The organism is Streptomyces sp. NPDC040622 (assembly GCF_055593965.1).
Genome location: NZ_JBVIXD010000004.1, coordinates 507,412 through 527,627, shown reverse-complemented (window position 1 = coordinate 527,627; position 20,216 = coordinate 507,412). Strand labels below are relative to the sequence as shown.

At 73.7% G+C, this 20,216-nt stretch carries 16 protein-coding genes; 4 read left to right on the top strand and 12 right to left on the bottom strand.

Translation table 11 applies throughout. From position 1 onward, the window contains the following. Positions 1-107: 107 nt before the first annotated feature. The 7 genes from ACZ592_RS14000 to ACZ592_RS13970 all read right to left on the bottom strand — a co-directional run bounded on the left by ACZ592_RS14000 (position 108) and on the right by ACZ592_RS13970 (position 7,187). Positions 108-800, bottom strand: a complete 693-nt coding sequence (locus tag ACZ592_RS14000; protein WP_471581761.1) for a GntR family transcriptional regulator — start codon at positions 798-800, stop codon at positions 108-110. 101 nt (positions 801-901) lie between these two features. Then, complete coding sequence (locus ACZ592_RS13995; RefSeq protein ID WP_471581760.1) at positions 902-1,906, bottom strand: proline racemase family protein; 1,005 nt, start codon at positions 1,904-1,906, stop codon at positions 902-904. Between the two features lie 112 nt (positions 1,907-2,018). Continuing rightward, positions 2,019-2,930, bottom strand: coding sequence for a dihydrodipicolinate synthase family protein (locus tag ACZ592_RS13990; RefSeq protein WP_471581759.1), 912 nt, complete (start codon positions 2,928-2,930; stop codon positions 2,019-2,021). Further along, the gene (locus tag ACZ592_RS13985) at positions 2,927-4,603 is read right to left on the bottom strand and encodes an FAD/NAD(P)-dependent oxidoreductase (protein ID WP_471581758.1); all 1,677 of its coding nucleotides are present in this window, start codon (positions 4,601-4,603) and stop codon (positions 2,927-2,929) included. The genes ACZ592_RS13990 and ACZ592_RS13985 overlap by 4 nt, the downstream gene beginning before the upstream one ends. After that, the gene (locus ACZ592_RS13980; protein ID WP_471581757.1) at positions 4,584-4,907 is read right to left on the bottom strand and encodes a (2Fe-2S)-binding protein; all 324 of its coding nucleotides are present in this window, start codon (positions 4,905-4,907) and stop codon (positions 4,584-4,586) included. The genes ACZ592_RS13985 and ACZ592_RS13980 overlap by 20 nt, the downstream gene beginning before the upstream one ends. A 78-nt stretch (positions 4,908-4,985) precedes the next feature. After that, the gene (locus tag ACZ592_RS13975) at positions 4,986-6,209 is read right to left on the bottom strand and encodes an NAD(P)/FAD-dependent oxidoreductase (RefSeq protein WP_471581756.1); all 1,224 of its coding nucleotides are present in this window, start codon (positions 6,207-6,209) and stop codon (positions 4,986-4,988) included. 156 nt (positions 6,210-6,365) lie between these two features. Then, positions 6,366-7,187, bottom strand: a complete 822-nt coding sequence (locus ACZ592_RS13970) for an AraC family transcriptional regulator (protein ID WP_471581755.1) — start codon at positions 7,185-7,187, stop codon at positions 6,366-6,368. Positions 7,188-7,331: 144 nt separating this feature from the next. Between ACZ592_RS13970 and ACZ592_RS13965 the strand changes: the two genes are divergently transcribed. Both ACZ592_RS13965 and ACZ592_RS13960 read left to right on the top strand, forming a co-directional pair. Beyond that, positions 7,332-8,474 (top strand): MFS transporter, encoded by a 1,143-nt coding sequence (locus tag ACZ592_RS13965; RefSeq protein ID WP_471581932.1) that lies wholly within the window; start codon positions 7,332-7,334, stop codon positions 8,472-8,474. Positions 8,475-8,636: 162 nt separating this feature from the next. Further along, positions 8,637-11,033, top strand: coding sequence for a collagenase (locus ACZ592_RS13960; RefSeq protein ID WP_471581754.1), 2,397 nt, complete (start codon positions 8,637-8,639; stop codon positions 11,031-11,033). A 63-nt stretch (positions 11,034-11,096) separates the two neighbouring features. Here the strand turns inward: ACZ592_RS13960 and ACZ592_RS13955 are convergent, their stop codons facing one another. Beyond that, positions 11,097-12,617 carry a glycoside hydrolase family 3 protein gene (locus tag ACZ592_RS13955; protein ID WP_471581753.1) on the bottom strand — a complete coding sequence of 507 codons (1,521 nt, stop codon included), beginning with the start codon at positions 12,615-12,617 and terminating at the stop codon, positions 11,097-11,099. A gap of 243 nt (positions 12,618-12,860) precedes the next feature. Between ACZ592_RS13955 and ACZ592_RS13950 the strand changes: the two genes are divergently transcribed. Together ACZ592_RS13950 and ACZ592_RS13945 are read left to right on the top strand one after the other, a co-directional pair. Beyond that, complete coding sequence (locus ACZ592_RS13950) at positions 12,861-13,862, top strand: zinc-dependent alcohol dehydrogenase (protein WP_471581752.1); 1,002 nt, start codon at positions 12,861-12,863, stop codon at positions 13,860-13,862. A 19-nt stretch (positions 13,863-13,881) separates the two neighbouring features. Continuing rightward, positions 13,882-14,841: a Gfo/Idh/MocA family protein gene (locus tag ACZ592_RS13945; protein WP_471581751.1), complete on the top strand. Its 960-nt coding sequence runs from the start codon at positions 13,882-13,884 to the stop codon at positions 14,839-14,841. A gap of 18 nt (positions 14,842-14,859) precedes the next feature. Here ACZ592_RS13945 and ACZ592_RS13940 read toward each other — a convergent pair whose 3' ends face one another. The 4 genes from ACZ592_RS13940 to ACZ592_RS13925 are packed head-to-tail and all read right to left on the bottom strand — an operon-like array spanning position 14,860 to position 20,215. After that, entirely contained in the window at positions 14,860-15,720 is an 861-nt protein-coding gene (locus tag ACZ592_RS13940; RefSeq protein ID WP_471581750.1) for a phytanoyl-CoA dioxygenase family protein, read from the bottom strand. 16 nt (positions 15,721-15,736) lie between these two features. Continuing rightward, complete coding sequence (locus ACZ592_RS13935) at positions 15,737-16,852, bottom strand: acyl-CoA synthetase family protein (RefSeq protein WP_471581749.1); 1,116 nt, start codon at positions 16,850-16,852, stop codon at positions 15,737-15,739. Positions 16,853-16,859: 7 nt separating this feature from the next. Further along, positions 16,860-18,080 (bottom strand): hypothetical protein, encoded by a 1,221-nt coding sequence (locus ACZ592_RS13930; protein ID WP_471581748.1) that lies wholly within the window; start codon positions 18,078-18,080, stop codon positions 16,860-16,862. Continuing rightward, complete coding sequence (locus tag ACZ592_RS13925) at positions 18,077-20,215, bottom strand: DegT/DnrJ/EryC1/StrS family aminotransferase (RefSeq protein ID WP_471581747.1); 2,139 nt, start codon at positions 20,213-20,215, stop codon at positions 18,077-18,079. The genes ACZ592_RS13930 and ACZ592_RS13925 overlap by 4 nt, the downstream gene beginning before the upstream one ends. Position 20,216: the final 1 nt, after the last annotated feature.

Here is a 20,216-nt window from a genome sequence, read left to right as displayed (position 1 = left end):
ATCCCCCCCTCGGAAACCAAAGGGACCCCCGGTGCTTTGTGTTCTTTTTTTTTTGTTTCCCCTCCCCGTTCCCCCCTGGGTGCCCGGTCGCCACCGAGGGGGCGTGGCTAGCGGCGGGCCGGCACCGGTGTCGTCGCGTCGCTCTCCGCCCACAGGGACCGGACGTGGCCCAGGTGTCGCGCCATGCACTCCTGTGCGCCCTTGGCGTCGCCCGCCAGCATCAGGTCGAGGAGTTCGATGTGTTCCTCGGCCGACGGAGTCAGCTGGTCGCGCTCGTCCAGGGCCGTGAGGCCGTAGAGGCGGGAACGCTTGCGCAGGTCGCCGACCGTCTCGACCAGCCGGTCGTTGCCCGAGAGGGCGAGGAGCGAGAGGTGGAAGCGGCGGTCGGCCTCCAGGTAGGCGATGAGGTCGTGGTCACGGGCGGCGCGCACGATCTCCTCGGCGATCGGGCGCAGCACCTCCAGGTCCTCGCGGGCGGCGGTGCGGGTGATCCGCCCGATCATGGGGACCTCGATCAGGCCGCGGATCTCCGTGTACTGGTCGAGGTCGCGCTCGTTGACCTCGGTGACCCGGAAGCCCTTGTTGCGCACGGGCTCCACCAGGCCCTCCCGGGCCAGGTCGAGCATCGCCTCGCGCACCGGCGTCGCCGAGATGCCGAAGTCCTCGGCGAGGCCGGGCGCGGAGTAGATCTCGCCGGGGCGCAGTTCGCCGGAGATCAGGGCGGCCCGCAGGGCGTGGCCGACCTGGTCGCGCAGCCGCTCCCTGGTGGTGATGAGGTTCTTCTGCTTCAGGTGCCCCATGGTGTCCCCTCCGGTGGTCCCGCGCCCGCGCGGATCACCAAAGTACAATGTCACGTTGCCAGTTGGGGGTCCGGGGGAGTCGTGGGGGCCTGGCGATGAGTTCAGAGCAGGAAGCCCGCGGGGAAAGGGTCGTCCGGGTCCAGGAAGTACTGGGCCGTGCCCGTGATCCAGGCTCGTCCCGTGATCCGGGGAACGACCGCGGGAACGCCCGCCACCTCGGTCTCCGCCACCAGGCGGCCGGTGAACTCCGTACCGATGAAGGACTCGTTGACGAAGTCGCGGTCCAGCGGGAGCTCGCCGCGGGCGTGCAACTGTGCCATCCGCGCGGAGGTGCCCGTTCCGCACGGCGAGCGGTCGAACCAGCCCGGGTGGATCGCCATGGCGTGCCGGGAGCGGTGGGCGTCCGACCCCGGCGCCGCCAGATAGACGTGCTTGACCCCGCCGATCTCGGGCTGCGCGGGGTGCGTCGGCCGGTCCGGCGACGCGTTGACCGCCTCCATGACGGCGAGCCCCGCCGCGAGCAGGTCGTCCTTGCGCGCCCGGTCGAAGGGCAGTCCCAGCGCGTCCAGGTGCACGAACGCGTAGAAGTTCCCGCCGTAGGCCAGGTCGTACGTCACCGTGCCGTGTCCCGGCACCTCGATCTTGCGGTCCAGGGCGACGCTGAACGCGGGGACGTTGGTGAGCGTGGCCGAGGTGGCGGCGCCCTCGGTCACCTGTACGTCCACGGAGACCAGGCCCGCCGGTGTGTCCAGGCGGACCGTCGTGACCGGCTCGCTGACCTGGACCATCCCCGTCTCGACCAGGACGGTGGCCACGCCGATGGTGCCGTGGCCGCACATGGGCAGGAGCCCGGACACCTCCACGTAGAGGACTCCGTAGTCGGCGTCGGGACGGGTCGGGGGCTGGAGGATCGCGCCGCTCATCGCGGAGTGGCCGCGCGGCTCGTACATCAGGAGGGTGCGCAGATGGTCCAGGTGCTCCATGAAATGGAGCCTGCGCTCGGCCATCGTGGCGCCGGGGATCACCCCCACACCACCGGTGATCACGCGCGTGGGCATGCCTTCGGTGTGCGAGTCGACGGCGTGGAAGACGTGACGGGTGCGCATGGGGCTCTTCCCTTCCGGTCCGGTCCCGTCCGTTTCCGGGTGGGCGTCGGTGCCGGTCCGCTGTGGATTCCCGCGGGGTGCGCGGGGCTGTGGGTGGCGATGGGGCCGGGGCTCAGTGGTGGCCCGCCGCCACCGCCTTCTCGGTGGCCGACCGCACCAGCGTCTCCGTGGGGCCGGACAGCGGGGTGCGCGGCGGGCGGGTCGGGCCGCCGCGGCGGCCCACGATGTCCATCGACGCCTTGATGGCCTGCACGAACTCGGTCTTGGAGTCCTGACGCAGGAGCGGGTGCAGGGAACGGTAGAGAGGCAGCGCGGTGTCCAGGTCCCGGGCGCAGGCGGCGGCGTAGAGCTCCGCGCAGGTGGCGGGGAAGGCGTTCGGGTATCCGGCGATCCAGCCGACCGCGCCGGCGAGGGCGAGTTCAAGCAGCACGTCGTCCGCGCCGATCAACAGGTCGAGGTCGGGGGCGAGTTCCGCGATCTCGTACGCCCTGCGGACGTCCCCGCTGAACTCCTTCACGGCCACGACGGTGCTGTCGCCGTACAGCCCGGCCAGCAGGTCCGGGGTCAGGTCGACCTTGGTGTCGAGGGGGTTGTTGTACGCCACCACGGGCAGGCCGGCCCGGGCGACCTCGGCGTAATGCGCGCGTACGGCCTGCTCGTCGGCCCGATAGCTGTTCGGCGGCAGGAGGAGCACGGAGCCGCAGCCCGCCTCCGCCGCCTGCTCGGCCCAGCGGCGGGACTCGGTGCTGCCGTAGGCCGAGACGCCGGGCATCACGCGGCTCCCGTCGCCGGCGGCCTCGACGGCGGTGCGTACGACACGGGCGCGCTCGTCGTCGGTGAGGGTCTGGTACTCGCCGAGGGAGCCGTTGGGCACGACGCCGTCGCAGCCGTTGGTGATGAGGTGGCGGACGTGTTCGGCGTAGGCCTCGTAGTCGATGGAGAGGTCCTCGCGCAGGGGGAGCGCGGTGGCGACCATGATGCCGCGCCAGGGGCGGTCGGTGGTCCAGGCGGTGGTGGCGGTCATGACGGCTGCCCTTCTGTCGGGTGGGGCGGAGAGGTGGCCTCGGCAGTGGAGGTCTCCGGGTGGGAGGTCTCTGCGGGAGGCGTCTTCGGGAGGGGCGCCTGCGGGAGAGGTGCTTCCGGGAGGGCGGCGAGCACGCCGAGCGGTACGGGTGCGGCCAGGGGGCGCCGGTCCGGGGGAGGGGGAGCAGGGGCCGGGCGGTGGTGGGCGGGCGCCTCGCCGGAGGAAGCGGAAGAGGGAGAGGAGGCGGAGGAGGGAGGAGGGGGCGGGGTGAGGCAGGCGACCGCCGATCCGCACATGCGGCCCTGGCACCAGCCCATGCCCGCCCGGGTGAGGAGTTTGACGGTACGTGCGTCGTGCGCGCCGTAGTCCGCCACCGCCTCACGGACGCGGCCCGCGGTGACCTCCTCGCAGCGGCACACGTCCGTGTCGTCGGAAAGCCAGCCCGTCCAGCCGGGACCCGGCGCGTGCGCGGCGGCCATCACCTCCGCGAAGGCGCGCATGCGGTCGAGGCGGCGGCGCAGGCGGCGCAGGCGTGAGGTCGGCGCGGGGCGCCGTCCCGTCAGCCGGGCCACGACGGCCAGCGCCGCCCACTCGCCCTCGCCCAGGGCCAGGGGTGCGCCGCCGATTCCCGTCGTCTCGCCCGCCGCCCACAGGCCGCGCACGGACGTCTCCTGCAGCGGGCTCAGCGCCAGCGCGTGCGTGCCGTCGGCGGTGTACCGGGTGGCGCAGCCCAGGGAGGTCGCCAGGTCGATCTGCGGGACCAGGCCGTGGCCGACGGCGAGTGCGTCGCAGGCGACGCGGCGGCCCGTGCCCGGCATCGGACGCCAGTCGCGGTCCAGGCGCGAGACCGTCACGGCCTCCACCCGGTCCGTGCCGTGCGCCTCCGTCACCGCGTGCCGGGTGCGCGGACGCACCTTGTGGCGCAGGAGGACCGAGCCGTGGAGCGTGGCCTCCGCCAACTTCCGGGGCTGGGCGGCGAGTACGCCAGGACGGCGGGCGTATCCGAGGTACCCGCCCGCCTCGACGAGTTCGGGCACCCGCGCCCCGGCCGCGGTGAGCGAGGCGGCCACCGCGAGCAGGAGCGGTCCGCTGCCCGCGACGACGACGCGCCTGCCGGGGAGCGCGAGTCCGGACTTGAGCATGGCCTGGGCGCCGCCCGCGCCGACGACGCCGGGCAAGGTCCAGCCGGGAAAGGGGAGATGGCGCTCGAAGGAGCCGGTGGCGAGGAGGACGGCGCGGGCCCGTACGGCCACGGGGCGCTGTGCACAGGAGCTCCCCTCGGCGTCCCCGCCGCCCCCGGTGCCCCTGCCGTCCCCGTCCTCCCCGGCGAGGGCATGGACGGTCCAGTGGTCTCCGGCCTCGCGCGCGAGGGTCCAGACGTGGTGTTCGAAGAGACAGGTCGTGCCGCTCGCCTCCAGGCGTGCGCGCAAGTCGGCGAAGACGGGCCAGTCGTGGTGCAGGGCCTCGGGGCGGGTGGCGCCGGTGGCCGGGGCGGGGTGTCGGTAGAACTGGCCTCCCGGTTGTCCTGCCGAGTCCAACAGGGCGACGGACAGGCCGTGTTCGGCGGCCGTCACCGCACCGGCCAGGCCCGCGGGTCCGGCGCCGAGCACCACGACGTCGTACATCCGCGGGGTTTCGGGTGCCCTGGTCGCTTCAGACGTCGAGCCCGGCATGACCGTGTCCTTCCTGGGTGGTGACCACGTCGCCGGGGCGGGCGGGGACCAGGCAGGCCCGCCGGTTGGGCCGGCCGTTGACGGTCGCGAGGCAGTCGTGGCACTGGCCGATGCCGCAGAACGCGCCGCGCGGCCGCCCGCCGACCCGGGTGGTCCGCCAGGCCAGGATTCCCGCGGACCAGAGCGCGGCGGCGATGGACTGGCCCGGCAGCGCGTCGAGCCTGCGCCCGTCGAAGGTGATCGCGAAGGCGGCCCCGGGGGTGACCCCCACGAGCTCGGCGGGGGTCCGGTCCTCACGTGCCATACGGGCGGCTCCTCTCGTGGGGCGTGGGAAGTGACTCGCGGGCGGTGGGCCTGCGGGGTGAGGGCGTTCGGTGCGGCCTCATGGGGCGACGCTCTCGGATGCGAAGCGTTCCGGGGCGAACGGGCGGGCGTCCAGGGGCATGTCACTGCCCGTCAGGATTGCCGTGATCAGCGCACCGGTCGCCGGGGCGAGGCCGATGCCCGCGCCCTCGTGGCCGCAGGCGTGCAGCAGGCCCGGCACGCGCGGGTCGGGGCCGATCGCGGGGAGGTGGTCCGGGAGATAGGGGCGGAACCCGGCGTACGTGCGGATCGCCCGGACCGTGGCGAGGACGGGGAACAGGTCGACGGCCCGGGCCGCGAGGCGTCGCAGGACCTCCACCGACAGCGTGCGGTCGAAGCCCACCCGCTCGCGGCTCGCGCCGATCAGGACCGGGCCCGCCGGGGTGCCTTCCACCACGGCCGAGGTCTGCAGCGCCGCCGAGCCGCTCGCGACGTCGGCGACGTACTCCGCCGCGTACACCTTGTGGCGCACCACGCGGGGCAGCGGTTCGGTGACCAGGACGAAACCGCGCCGGGGGAGCACCGGCAGCTCCACGCCCGCCAGGCCCGCGAGTTGGCCGCCCCATGTCCCCGCGGCATTGAGCACGTGGGGTGTCCGTATCTCCGCGCGGCGCGTCCGTACGCCGCGCACCCCGCCGTTCCTGCCGGTGAGGACGGCGGTCACCTCCTCGCCGAGCCGCAGTGTCAGGCGCCCGGTGCCGGCGGCGGCTCGCAGTAGATGCGCGGCGGCGAGGGCGGGCTGCACCTGGGCGTCCTGCGGGTAGTGGAAGCCGCCCGCGAGATCGGGGGCGAGGTGCGGTTCGTGGTCGGTGAGGCGATCGGGCGGTACCTCGGTCGCCTCGACGCCCACCCGTGTCTGTGCCGCGGCGAAGTCCCGCAGCGCCGCGAGACCGGGCTCGGTCGAGGCGACGACGAGGCCGCCCTTCTTCTCGTACTCGATGCGTGAGGGGAGTTCGGCCGCCATCTCCTTCCACAACCGGGCGGAGAGCATGGCGAGTTCGAGTTCGGGGCCCGGTTCCTTGTCGGAGACCAGGAGGTTGCCCTCGCCTGCTCCCGTGGTGCCGCCCGCGACGGGGCCGCGGTCGACGACGGTGACGTGAAGGCCGGCACGGGCCGCGTAGTAGGCGCAGGCGGCGCCGACCACTCCCGCCCCCACGACGACGAGGTCCGAGGAGCTGGTGGGGTCTGCGAGGTTCGAGAGGTCCGAGAGGTCCGGCCGTCCGGACGGGTTTCTCGTGAGCACGGCAGTAATATTTCACATGGCACTGACGCTGCCAAGGGGGCGTGCTCACCGGGGAGTTGATCACTCATGCGCCCCGATCGTGAAGGGTCACCGGCCACGGGCTGCGAGTCACCGGCCACGGGCCACGGGCCGGATGCCGGGAGAGCCGGGGCCGCGTCAGTCCCGGCGGCGATGCGTACCGGGGGTGTATCCGTAGGCCCGGCGGAACACGTCGATGAAGGCGCTGGCGGACGCCCAGCCGCAGCGGTGCGCGACCGTGGTGACCGGCAGGCCGTCGGCCAGCATGCGCAGCGCGTGGTAGAGGCGCAGTTGGGTGCGCCACTGGGGGAACGTCATGCCCAGCTCGTGGCGGAACAGGCGGCTGAGGGTGCGTTCGCCCGCGCCCGCCTCGGCCGCCAGTTCGGCGAGGCCGCGCGGGTCGGACGGATCGCCGTGCAGCAGCTCGCAGACGGCCGCGAGGCGGGAGTCCGACGGGGTGGGCAGCTGGACGGGCTGCTGCGGGGAGGCGCGCAGCTGGTCGAGGAGCACGGCGCGCAGACGCCGGTACTCCGGTGAGTCGTCGTGCGGGGTCCGGGTGCAGGCGAGGATCAGTTCGCGCAGCAGGGGGCCGACGGTGAGGACGGTGGGGGAGTCGAGGCCGAGCGGGTTCGTGCCGGTGGGCAGGCCGAGCAGGTGCAGGGCGGTCCTGCTGTGGGCGCGGTGCTCGTGGACGCAGCCCGCGGGAACCCAGATGGCCCGGTTGCCCGGCGCGAACCAGGTGCCCGCGTCGGTGGTGACGGCCACGACGCCGGAGACCGCGTAGATGATCTGGTGGTCGTCGTGGCGGTGCGGGTCGATGTGCTCCCCGGGCGCCAGGTCCCGGACGGTGGTGGGGGCCTCGGGGGTGTGGCGGATGGCGTGGCGGCCGGCGTGGCGGGCGGAGTGGCGGGTCTTCGACACGAGGTGGCATTTTATCGGAAGCGCGCCAGGGTGGGGCATGGCCACGATGAGGTGGTGTCGACTAACCAGACTCCCCGAGCCGCGAGCCGGCCTTCCTCCGTCGGTGGCGACCCGTCCCCGCGACGGAGCGTCCCCCGAACGGAGGCGGCCGGGGCCGGTCACGCCGCCCGCACCCGCCGCCCCATCACCCTCCTCGCGCTCGGTCACGCCTGCGTGGACGTCTACCAGGGGTCGGTCGCGGCCCTCGTCCCGTTCTTCGTCTCCGAGCGCGCCTACAGCTACGCCGCCGCGTCCGGCATCGTGCTCGCCGCCTCGTTGCTGTCGTCGGTGGTGCAGCCGCTGTTCGGCGCGCTCACCGACAAGTGGGCCATGCCGTGGCTGCTGCCGGTGAGCACGCTGGTGGGCGGCGCGGGCGTCGCGCTCGCCGGGATCGGTGAGAACTACGTGCTGACGCTGCTCGTCGTCGCCGTGTCCGGCATCGGCGTCGCCGCCTACCATCCGGAGGCCGCGCGCGTGGCCCGGCAGGCGAGCCGGGGCAGCCACACCGCCATGAGCTGGTTCTCGCTCGGCGGCAACGTCGGGTTCGCGACCGCGCCCCTGCTGGTCGCCGCCGTCGTCGCCACGGGCGGCCTGCGCGCCTCTCCGCTCCTGGTCGTCCCCGCGCTCGCGGGGGCCGTGCTGTGTGTGGCCGCGATGCGGGGTGTGCGGGCCGGGGAGGCGGCCGCGCCCCGGGGCGGAGTCCCGGGGCCGGTCGCCGAGGACGACTGGCCGTCCTTCCTCAGGCTGTCCGGCGCCATCGTGTGCCGCTCGATCGTCTTCACGGGACTGAGCACGTTCATCGCGCTGTACGTGCGCGAGCGCACCGGCGGCGGCGAAGTCGCCGGTACCGCCGCGCTGTTCGTGCTCTACCTCGGCGGTGCGGTCGGCACGGTCGCGGGCGGACGGCTCGCCGCGCGGCACGGCAGGCTCCCGGTCGTCCGGTGGTCGTACGCCGCGACGATCCTCGCGGTGGCGGGGGTCGTCCTCGTCCCCGGGCCGCCGCTGTACGTCTTCGTCGTGCTGGCCTCGGCCGGCCTGTACGTGCCGTTCTCCCTGCACATCACCCTCGGCCAGGACTACCTGCCCCGGCGCATGGGCACCGCGAGCGGCGTCACGCTGGGGCTGACCGTGAGCATCGGCGGCCTCGCGAGCCCGCTGATCGGAGCCGTCGCCGACGCGGCCTCCCTGCGGACGGCGCTCGCGCCGCTGATCGCGCTGCCCGCCCTCGGCTGGCTCCTGCTGCGCACACTGCGCGAACCGGGGGCGGAGGCATTGCCTCGCCCCTGAGGCCGGGGATTCCGGGGCGGTTCCTGTGCCCTGAGGGGTTGTCAGTGCAATTTCACATTACTACGTTACGCATCACATGACGCGGCGACAGCCTCTCAAGTGGCTCTGCGCGCACGTCAGTTGATCGATCCAGCGCCTCCCCACCCCACACAGGAGCCCTCGGTGTCCCAGTTACGGCTACCAACCCTGCGCAGATCCGTGCTCGCCGCCGCGACAGCGGCGACCCTCTGCCTCTCGGCCGCCCAGTACGGGCACGCGGCCGAGCCCGCCCTCACGCAGGACAGGACGCGCACCGCCGCGGCCTCCGCGCCGGCCCGGCCCGACCCGCTGGACGTGGTCGACCGCAGGGCGAGGGCGCCCAAGCCGAGCGCCTACGAGATCCCCGCGCCCGGCGGGCTCAAGGACGGCCGCGTGCCGGGCGCCCGCACACCGAAGCCGGAGGAGCCGAAGGAGCCGAAGGAGCCGAAGGAGCCGAAGAAGGAGCCGAAGGAGCGGGAGGCGCGGAAGGGGCAGGGTGCGGCGAAGGCCGGTGCCGTGCCCTGCACCCTCGACGGTGTCACCGGCCTCCCGCCCGAGCGGTTCGCCGACTTCCTCGCCGACCCGGCCGTCACCGCGGACGGCTGTCTGCGCACGCTCATCTGGACCTGGGACGGCCGCCTCGCCCCCGTCATGTCGGACGCCCACGTCCAGGCCGTCTCCGGCCGCATCACCCGGCTCGCCGCCGCGCACGACGGCAAGAACGGCAGCAACCTCCTGGAGATGTTCACGTATCTCCACGCCGTCGCCTACCAGGACTTCTCGCACGACGAGATCGACGTCACCGACGGCCCGACCGTCGACGCGATGCGTCGTGCCGTCGACGCCTTCGGCACGGCACCCCGCACCTTCGACGTCACCCGCACCAACGCCGAGTCGCTGCGCGAGGCGCTGTACGCGGGGAGCGCGCCGGGGCTGCGCCAGCACCAACTCCCGGTGATCAAGCGGGTCCTGGCCACCATGGACGCCGCACATCCCGCCACGGCGAAGGACGCGAACTGGGCCGGTTCCGCGCTCGCCGCGCTCTCCCTCAGCTACCTCGGCGTGTACCCAGGCAACCAGGACGCCGCCTTCCACCGTGCGGTGAAGGCCGATGCCTCCTACCGCGCCGCCTTCAAGGCCTTCGGCGGATACACCCACCTCAAGGGGACCGGCAACGACTGGGTGGTGCGGGACGCGCTGAGCGAGTACGGCAGGTTCGGCCAGATCGACGGGCTCACCGCGGAGATCGTCTCCGGCCTCGGCGGGCTCGTCGACGTCACCGTCCGCAACTTCGGCGAAGGCAGCGCGCCGTGGGCGAAGGTCGCCACCTGGCTCAACGAGTTCGACGCCTGCGCGCCGTACAAGGTGTGCAAGGCGGACATCGAGCGCCGCCTCTTCCCGCAGACCTACACGTACGACAAGGGCGGCATGAAGGTCCGCACGGCGCTCGGCCGGAACACCGTCGACCAGCTCTATTACGCGAGCAAGCAGGTCAAGTCGCACTTCCACCGGGTCGTCGGCACCGAGGAGCCGCTCGCAGGCGACCCCAACACCGGCCTGACGACGGTCCTCTACGCCTCGCGCGCCGACTACGAGAACTACCATCCCCTGCTCACCGGGATGGACACGAACAACGGCGGCGTCTACATCGAGCGCGGCGCGACCTTCTACACCTACCAGCGCCGTGTCCCGCAGGACTCCACGCTGACGCTGGAAGAGCTCTTCCGCCACGAGTACACCCACTACCTCAACGGCCGCTGGGCGGTGCCCGGCTTCTTCGGCGAGGGTCCGTGGTACGAGGGTGACCGCACCACTGCGATGGACGAGGGGACCGCCGAGTTCTTCGACGGCGCCACCCGCGACGACGGCATCAAGGTCCGCAAGTCGCTGGTCCAGGGGATCATCGCGGACACGGCGAACGGCGGGCCGCGGATGAGCGTGGACCAGCTCCTGCACGCCACGTACGACGGGGACGGCTTCCGCTTCTACGACTACGCCGGCACGTTCTTCGAGTTCCTGTGGACCGAACGTCCGGCGCTGCTCCAGGAGATGTACGGCTACCTGCGGGCCGACGACCCGGCGGGCTTCGACGGCTGGCGCGACCGGCTCGGCAAGGACGGCGGCCTCCAGAGCCGGTACGACGCCTTCCTCGACAAGCAGATCGCCCAGGTCGACGACCTCTTCGTGCCGGACACGACGTACGTGCCGGTGGCGGACCTTGCCGACTCCTCGGCCGACCAGGTCAGGGCCTCCTTCGCGGCGACGACGGGCGTCACGCCGGAGTGCCGTTCGAACGGGGCACCGGAGCGCCCGCGGTACGCCTGCACGGGCCGGATCACCGCCAACCTCGCCGCGGCCGACGACCCCGACACCGTCTTCGAGGACATGTCTGAGACGGTGGACTACTTCCTGCTCGACCGGTCCGCGGCAGGTGACAACAACCTGGCCGACATGAACTGCTCGTTCGGCGAGGTGGACATCTGGTCCGACGGCCGCGCGGGCAGCGCGGACTTCAGCTGCGAGGGCCCGCTGAAGGGGTGAGACGGGCGGTCTCCGGGACCCCGGCCGCGACGGCGGCGGTCCCGGAGACCGGTGGCCGGGCGCTCAGCGCCCCGCGCCCGCGAGGAGTTCCGCCGCCGCGATCCCGGACACCCGGGTCGCGCCGTGGGTGACCAGGTGGGCGGCGCCGAGCGTGTCGCCCGTAGGGACGCCCATCTCGACGACCAGGGCGTCGGGGCGGCAGCGCAGGATGCGGTTGAGCGTCTCGGTCATCCAGCGGTGGCGTGCCGCGTCACGGACCACGACCACCAGCGCGCGGCCCGTGGCCGGGGTCAGCGCCTCGCTGCCCAGCAGGTCGTCGGTGTGGGCGAGGTCGGTCTCCGTCAGGCGCACGGACGTCGTGCCGGGGCGCAGGTCGCGCAGGGGCGAGGCGACGCCCCACGGGGTGTGGCCGTCGACGGCGAGGTTCATCGTGGGGGAGAGCTCCACGACGTGCGGGACCCCGGCGAGCGGGATCGCGGCGTTCGCCGTGCCGGAGCGGTGGTGCACCCGGACCGCGCGGCGGGCCGCGACCAGACCGATGTCGGAGGGCTCCGCGGCGCGCGCCACGGCCCGCGACCGCTCCCCGGACCAGGTCGCGAACTCCCGTACCCGGGTGCTCGCCTCGACGAGCCGGGCCTCGGGCAGCGTACCTTCGAGGACCGCCTTCACCAGCGCCGTGGAGAGCAGGTCGAACGTCGCCTCGTCGGCGCTCTCGCCGCCCACGCACACCGCGTCCACACCACCGGCCACCGCCTTCACGGTCGCCCCGTCGATGCCGTACCGGTCGGTGACCGCGCCCATCTCGATGCCGTCGGTGACGAGCAGCCCGTCGAAGTTCAGGTCCCCGCGCAGCAGTTCCACCAGGATGCGGTGGCTGAGGGTCGCCGGCAGGTCCGGGTCGTAGGCGGGGGCGAGCAGGTGCGCGGTCATCACCGCGCGGACGCCCGCCTCCATCGCGGCGATGAACGGCGGCAGCGCGGTGAGCGCGATCTCCTCCGCGGAGCCCTGCACCTGGGGCAGGCCGTAGTGCGAGTCGACGACCGTGTCGCCGTGGCCGGGGAAGTGCTTGGCGCAGGCGGCGACGCCCGCCTCCTGCAGGCCACGGACCCAGGCGGCCGTGTGCCGCGAGACGACATCGGTGCGGGAGCCGAAGGAGCGCACGCCGATGACCGGGTTGAGGGGGTTGGAGTTCACGTCGGCGCTGGGCGCGAAGTTGAGGGAGACGCCCGCCGCGTGCAGGTCCCGGCCGATGTCGTGGGCCACCCGCTCGGTCAGGTCGATGTCGTCGACGGCGCCGAGGGCGAGATTTCCGGGGCGGGACGAGCCGGTCCAGGCCTCCAGGCGGGTCACGTCGCCCGCCTCCTCGTCGATGGCGACGATCAGGTCGGGGTTCTCCGCGCGCAGGTCGGAGGTGAGCAGGGCGACCTGCTCGGGCGTCTCGATGTTCCGTGCGAACAGCACGACGGAGCCCAGACCCTCGCCGATCCTGCGGCGCAGCCAGTCAGGGGCCGTGGTGCCCTCGAACCCGGGCTGCAGCACGGAGTTGGCGAGGTGCTCCAGAGTCGGGTCACTGCTCGATGCCATGGCGCGACCTCCGAAGTTGCGGGTACGTGGCTGATGCGGGTGCGTGGGGCGTGTGATGCACTGTGGGTGAATCGAGGCTGTTGCATATTGGTCCAGGCCAATCGGATAGTGGATATTGGCTCGTACCAAACAGGGCTGTCAAGGAGTCGGAACCGGTCGAGCCGGGTGAAACCACCCTCACTGGGCGAGAGTTGGGGAATCCTTGAGACTTCCGCTGGTCGCATCCGCTGTGGGGAGAGGGTCATGCGCAGGTACGAACTCGTCGGCAGGCGCGACATCAGGCTGGTCACCGACGTCGCGGTCCCGGAGCCGGGACCGTTGGAGGTGCTCGTCCGCGTCCGTGCGTGCACGGTCTGCAATCGCAGCGATCTCGCCTACTTCCACTACTACGGGCTGCGCGACCACTGCTCCCAGGGGTGTTTCGGCCACGAGATCGCCGGCGTCGTCGAGGCGACCGGCGCGGGCGTGCGCCGAGTCGTCCCGGGCCAGCGGGTCTTCGTGCGCACCCCGCTCACCACGGGCTACGCGGACTTCGCGCTGGCCCGCGAGATATCCGTGGGCGCGCTGCCGGACAGCGTGCCCTTCGAGCAGGGCGCGCTCCTGCAACTCCTGCCGCTGGCCGTGCACGCCACCCGAGGGATCCGGCTCGGCGACCGCGTCGCGATCGTCGGCCAGGGGCCCGTCGGGCAGATGGCGCTGCGGGTCGCGGTGGCACGCGGCGCCGCCGAGGTCGTCGCCGTCGACCTCGACGACTGGCGCCTTGAGCGGTCCGCGGAGGCGGGCGCCGACGCGGTGCGCCGCGTGGACGGCAGCGCGGAGCAACTCACCGCGGTCGGGGCCGACTTCGACGTCGCCGTCGACGCCGTCGGCACCCCCACGACCGTCAACGCCTGTGTCGGGCTCGTACGTCAGAACGGCCTGATCGTCCTCCTCGGCACGCACCACGTCGACACGCACGTCACCGTCGACCTGGTCACCTGGGAGCGCAAGGGCCTGCGGGTGCACAGCTCCGCGGAGCCCTTGGACACCGCTCGCGCCGAGGCGCTCGCCGTCGCCGAACGCCTCGCCCACCGGCGCACCGACGCCCTGCGCCTGCCCGCCCTGCACACCCACACCTACCCCCTGGACGAGCTCCCGAAGGCCATGGAGCAGCTCTCCGCCAGCCGTTCCCTGTACCCGGACGCCGAACACGCTCCCTACGAGGGGCCGCCGCCCGAGACGCTGAAGGTGGCGATCGTCCCCTGAGCGGGCAGGGGGAGGCCGCGTGAGATGGGGCATCGCCGGATACGGGGACATCGTGACGCGCCGGGTGCTGCCCGCCCTGCACGCACTGGGCGAGGAACCGGTGGCCCTGTGGGGCCGCGACCCGCGCCGTGCCGCCCGCATCGCCGAACGGCACGGCGTCGCGACGTCCGATGACGACCCCGACGTACTGCTGACGTCCGGCGCCGACGCCGTCTACGTCGCCACCCCCGTGGTCCACCATGTGCCGTTCGCCCGTGCCGTGATGGCGGCCGGACTGCCCGTCCTCGTCGAGAAGCCGCTCGCCGGCGGCCTCGGCACGGGCGGGAGCGCGGACGCGACGGGGCCATGCGCGGGCGTCGCCTACTACCGGCGGCTCGCGCCCGCCGTACGCCGGCTGCGCCAGGAGCTCGCCGGGTGGACGCCCGACCGGGTGGAGGTGCGGTTCCGCTGCGCCTTCGCGCCGGGGCCGGACGACCCGATGGGCTGGCGCACCGACCCCGCCGTGTCCGGCGGCGGGGTCCTCGCCGACGCCGGCAGCCACCGCGTCGACCTGCTCCTCCACCTCTTCGGACGGCCGCACGAGATGACGGCCAGGCTCGGTGGGCGCTTCCCCCGCGGAGCCGAGCGGCAGGCCGAACTGGTCCTGCGCTGGCCGTCGGGACTGCGGGCACACTGCCTCGTGGAGTGGGGCGAAGGGCCGCCCGTGGACCGGATCCGGCTCACCGGCGGCGGCCGCACCGTGACGCTCGACCCGCTCGACTCGGGGCACGTCCTGGGCCTCGCCGGTTCGCCGGCGGGGGTCCTGCTGCCCCCGGCGGCCAATCCGCACCAGCCGCTGCTCGCCGACTTCACGGCCGCGGTCGCGTCCGGCACCGCCCCGGCGTGCCCGCTGTCCGAGGCCCGCCTGGTCGACGACGTGATCGTCGCGGCGGAGCGCTCGGACGCGGCGGGCGGGCGGCCGGTCAGGCCCTGGGGCTGAGCCGGTCGGGGCGGCGGATCAGGCGCCGTCGTCCGCCGACCAGGGCTTCAGCCAGCGCGGGTCCGGAGTGTCGTCCGAACGTACGAAACGGGCGTCGACGGAGAGCCGCATGGCATCCGTCGTCGTGTCCAGGGACGCGTGGATGATGCGCGGCAGATGCACCATCACGTCGCCGGCCGCGAAGTCCGCGCACAGCCAGCGGCGGCCGAGCGCGCGGGCCGTCCCCGCCAGGTCGTGGGAGATCTGCCGCCGGTCGCCGGGGCGGTCGGTGACGTCGCGCAGCGGGGCGTACTCCTCGGGGGAGAGCCGGTGGGAGCCCTCCAGGTACACCAGGGCACCGGTGGGCGGCGGGCAGTCGCCGACGGGTATCCACAAGGTCACGACGCGCGGCGAGCCCTTGTCCATGTAGTCGAGGTCGACGTGGGCGCGGGAGGCACGCCGGGTGCCCCGGTGGAAGTGGCGCAGGATGCGCCGGGGCAGCATCTCGGCCTTGGAGTCCAGGAGTTGGGCGGCGAGCTCGGCGAGGACCGGGTTGCCGACGAAGCGGTCGAAGGGATCGGAGCGCACGAAGGTGTACGCGGGGTGCCCGGCCACTCCGTACTCAGGGACGTCCGTGGGCACGCGGCCGGAGAAGACGCCGTCCTCGGGTCTGCTCCCGGCCGCGAGGAGGCCCGGCGGGAACAGCGAGAAGTACCGGCCGCGCAGCCTCAGCACGTCCGCGCGGTCCAGCAGGCCCGGCAGATACAGATATCCGTCCGTGTGCAGCCGTTCCCGCAGCGCGCCGGGGTCTCTCGGCGTCAGCAGGTCCGCGCTGGGGCGCAGACGGCCGAAGAGCTCCGGCGTGAAAGGGATCGGCAGGCCGTTCGACGACAGGTTCACGATGTGAGTCCTTAGGTCAGTAGACGCCTTCCACCGCCTCCTCGGCGTCCGCGGACTCCAGGAAGGGGCGCACGGCGGCGACCCCGTCCCAGGGGAACCACGGATGCGGCCCGGTCCTGACCGCGCTGTCCCGCTCCAGGAGATGGGGCAGGAAGAGGTCTTCGAGGAGCGTCGTGGTCCGCACGCGGCCCCGCTCCCCGATCGCGACCTCGCACCACGGGTCGACCGGGTCGACGACCTTCAACACCGCGAAGGGCGGCGGCAGATGATAGGAGTGGCCGGTGCCGGCGGGCACGGCGGGCGAGCCCGCCACCGCGTCGGCCTGCAGGGCGTGCCCGACCAGGGTGTTGCCGTAGGTGTCGATCCACTGCACGCCCGGCAGATGCTCCTCGCGCAGGAACTCGGCCTCGGCGGCGGTGCACGAGGTGCCGCCCGTGCAGACCGCGTCGATGCCGTACGTGTGCAGCGGACGCGGCAGCCGCATCGCGAGCTCCACGAGCAGCCGCGACGTCGTGAAGAGCAGCGAGGGGCGCTCGGCGGCCAGCAGCGCGAGGGTCTGGTCGATCAGGTGCGCGGTGTACGTGTGGGCCTCGCCGCCCGAGCGCAGCGCGGCCTTCACCCAGCGCGGGTCGAAGTCGATGGAGTGCACGGCGCCGCGCCAGCTGTCCGCGAGGCCCTCGACGAAGTGCCCGTACGCGTGCGGCCCGCTCGGCGTCATGGCGAGCACGTCGCCGCCGGCCACGCCGCGCGCCTCCAGGACGGTGCGGTAGATCTCCACGTCGTACGCGAGACGCGTGACGTTGACGATGCGGCAGGGCGCACCCGTGCTGCCGCCGGTCTCGAAGACGCGGAAGGGCCGGTCCCGGTAGCCGCGCGGTCGCAGGTCGCGGGCGTTCGCGGCGCGCAGCTCCGCCTTGTCGAAGAGGCCGAAGCGGTCGAGGTCGGCGAAGCCTTCGATGTCCCGGACCGGGTCGAAGCCGAGCTTCTCGCGCCGGGTGACCCAGAAGGGGCTGCCCGTCTCCGGGTCGAAGTGCCAGCGCATCATGCGGCGCGTCCACGTGTCGAGGTCGATGCCCAGCTCGGGGACGCGCTCGCGCAGGGTGGCGGGCAGCGCGTCGAAGGCGGTGGTCATGCGGGCCTCACTTCGCTGGGCGGTACACGAACAGGGACTCGGCGGTGATGGCCCGTACGGCGTCGGGGGACGCGCTCAGGACGGCGGAGAAGGGGAAGGGGGCCTCGTGGCCGATCAGCGGGTGCGGGTCGGCGTGCGAGGTGACATGCCCGTCGAGGAGGGCGAGTTGGGGTCTGGCGTACACCTCGCCCGCGGCGCCGAGCACGACGGCGGGGCGACGGGTGAGGATGCGGTCGCCCGGGCCCAGGCGGTCGCGGATGACTCCTTTCAGGGCGTCGGCCGAGCCGAACTCGCGGAACGCGACGAACGGCCAGTCCTGGTGCACGCCCGGCCGGGGGTGGATCGCGTCGAGGGCGGCGGCCAGCGCGGTGGCCAGGGGCTCCGGATCCTGGCGCGTGCCGTCGGGGGCGTCCGTGCACACCACCGTGCGGACGTTGCTGCAGAAGCGCCCGGAGTCCGAGGCGATCAGCGGCACCAGCCACTCCACGGCGTCGGCGACCGGCATGCCCGCGGGGACGAGGGCACAGCCGCGCCCCGGGCCGTGCAGGGTGAGCGCGGCGGAGTCGCGCACCGACGCGGCGAGCCCCGCGCCGCCGTACACGACCTGCCGGTCGGTCAGCCGCACCAGACCGTGCAGGGTGTGCTGCGCGGTGGGGTAGAGGCCGATGCGGTCCTGGGGCCAGCCCGCCGCGAGCATCGAGGCCACGAGCCGTGCGGCGGAGAGCGGTTCGCGGCGGCTGGGGCGCACCCAGACGCCCGCCGAGCGCTCGGCCTGGTCGAGGACGGAGTCAAGGCACGTGAAGGTGTTGCCGGGCAGCGCCACCAAGGCCAACGCGTCGTCCGGGCGCGCCGGGTCGCGCCGCAGCAGGCCTGCCCGCAGCATGCCGCCCCACCGGTCGGTCAGCGGGGCCGGCACGCCCGCGGTCTCCCAGAGTGCCGCGCGGAAGTCGCCCGCGCTCTGCGCCCCGAGGCCGCCGACGGTCACCGTGCCGTGTTCGAACAGGTCGAGGGCGAAGCGCAGGAGTTCACGGCGGCTGCCCGGCTCGAGCGTGGTGGGCGCGAACGGGGTGTGGCGTCCGGTCCCGTCCCACCAGCGACGGTCGGCGTGCGCGACGATCTCCGGCACCAGGGCGAGGCCGTACTCCGACTCCCGGCTGCCGGGCAGCGGGGCGGTGTCCAGCGACGTCCGCCACTCGCCCCTGCGGAACGCCGAGAGCACGCTCGTCACGGCAGCTCGCTGCGGAGCGCGGCGACCACCCGTAGCTGTTCGGCCTCCGTCAGGGACGGGTACAGGGGCAGCGCGACATGGTGTCGCGCGAACCAGCGGGCCCGCTCGAAAGCGCCGCCCTCGGCGTCCTGCGCGCGCTGCGCCGCGAACTGCGGGTGGTCGCACAGCAGATGGTCGTAGACCTCACCGGCCAGGGACACGCCGTGCCGCTCCCGCAGCCGCTTCTTCAGGAGCGCACGGTCCAGCGGGGCGTCGGGGCCCAGGTAGGCGAGGTACTTGTAGATGTTGCTGTGTGACGCCGCGGGCACGGTGTGCGGCCGGATCCCCGGCACGTCGGCGAGCAGCGCGTCGTACCGGGCGGCGAGCGCACGCCGTGCGGCGAGGGTGACGGTGAAGCGCTCCAGGTCGACGGTGCCGACGGCGGCGTGCAGTTCGCTCAGCCGCCAGTTGCCGCCGGGCCGGTCGTGCAGGGTGGAGCCCTGCGCGCTCTTGCCGTGGTCGCGCCAGCGCCGCACCTGTTCCAGATCGTCCGCCGAGCCGGCGGACAGCAGGCCGCCCTCGCCGCTGATCGCGACCTTCGTGGGGAAGAAGGAGAAGGCGCCGAACCGGCCGAAGCTGCCGGCAGGGCGGCCGTCGAGCGTCGCGCCGAAGGCGTGTGCGGCGTCCTCGACCACGGGGATGCCCCGCTCGTGGCAGAGCGAGAGGACCGGGTCGAGCGCCGGCGAGACGATGCCGCCGATGTGCACCGGCAGCACGGCGGCGGTGTCGGGGTGGCGGTCCAGGGCGGCGCCCAGGGCCTCGGGTGCCATGCCGAGGCCGTCGAGCTCGATGTCGACGAAGCGCACGGCCGCACCGGCGCGCACGGCGGCGGCCGCCGTGGCGAAGAACGTGTTGACCGGTACGAGCACCGTGCGGCCCGCCACGCCGATGATGCGCAGCGCGATCTCCAGGGCCGCCGTGCCGGAGGCGACCGCCGCGGTGTCCGTGCCGGTCCAGGGGCGGGCCAGCTCCTCGAAGCGGGCCACCTGCGGGCCCTGCGTGAGGATGCCGGTGGAGAGCGCGGCGTCGACGCGGTCGAGCACGGCCCGCCGTTCGGCGACCTCGAAGCGGATGCGCTGGGCGGGCACATCGGTTTCCGCGCGGGACGGCCCGGCGTCCGGGACGGTCCTGTCGGCCAGGGTGCGGGCGAAGAAGTCCGCCGCGTGGCCGACGTGGGTGCCGTGGCCCATGGGGAGTGCGTGGACCTCCGCGTCGGCTCCGGCGCCCGCGTACGCGTCCCGGACGGTGTCCGCGGCCGCGCGTGCGTCGGCCGGTTCCAGGTAGGCGTCGGCCGTGCCGTACTGGAGCTGGAGCGGGGCGGGGGCGAGCGTGCCGTATAGGTCGGGCAGATCGGCGTACTCCAGGATGCCCGGGAGCACCGCGCCCTCGTGGCCGGTCAACAGCCGTTCGTACAGGGCCGGGTAGCTGCCCAGATGGCTGGCCGCGCACAGGGGGAGGCCTCTGCGCTCGGTGAGCAGCGCGGTGTGCAGGGCGACCGCCGCACCCAGGCTGTGGCCGAACAGGCCGACGCGGTCGGGGTCGACTAGGGGGTGGGCGGCGAGGAGGTCGAGCGCGCCCAGCGCGTCGCCGGTGAGGGCGCCGAGCAGGGAGCGGCCGGTCAGCGCGAACGCGTGGGCCAGCAGGGTCCCTTCGTCCCGCCCGGCCCGGCGGTCGGCGTCCATCGAACCGCCGATGCCGTGGTCGAAGGAGAGCGTCACGAAGCCGGCCCTGGCCAGCTGCTCGGCGACGTTGCGGTCGGGGTGGTCGGGCGGCACGTCCCCGGTGAGCTGGTCCAGGCGCGCGTTCTTGCCGCCGAGGACCAGCACGGCGGGCCCCGGCGGGGCGTCGGCCGGTGCGAGGAGGGTGCCGTGGAACGTGCCGCGGACGGGGGATGCGAGCAGGAGCCGCTCGCGGTGCAGGCCGTCGCGGACCGCCACGGCGGCTTCCGCGGTGTCGAGCGGGACCCGCTCGACGCGGGCGAGGCGCTCGACGAGGGCCCGCACCCGGCGGGCCCGCGTCGCGTGCTCCTCGGTGGACTTGGCGTGGCGCAGGCTCGGCTCGGCGGAGAGGAGCCCGCGCACGTGACGTAGCTGCATC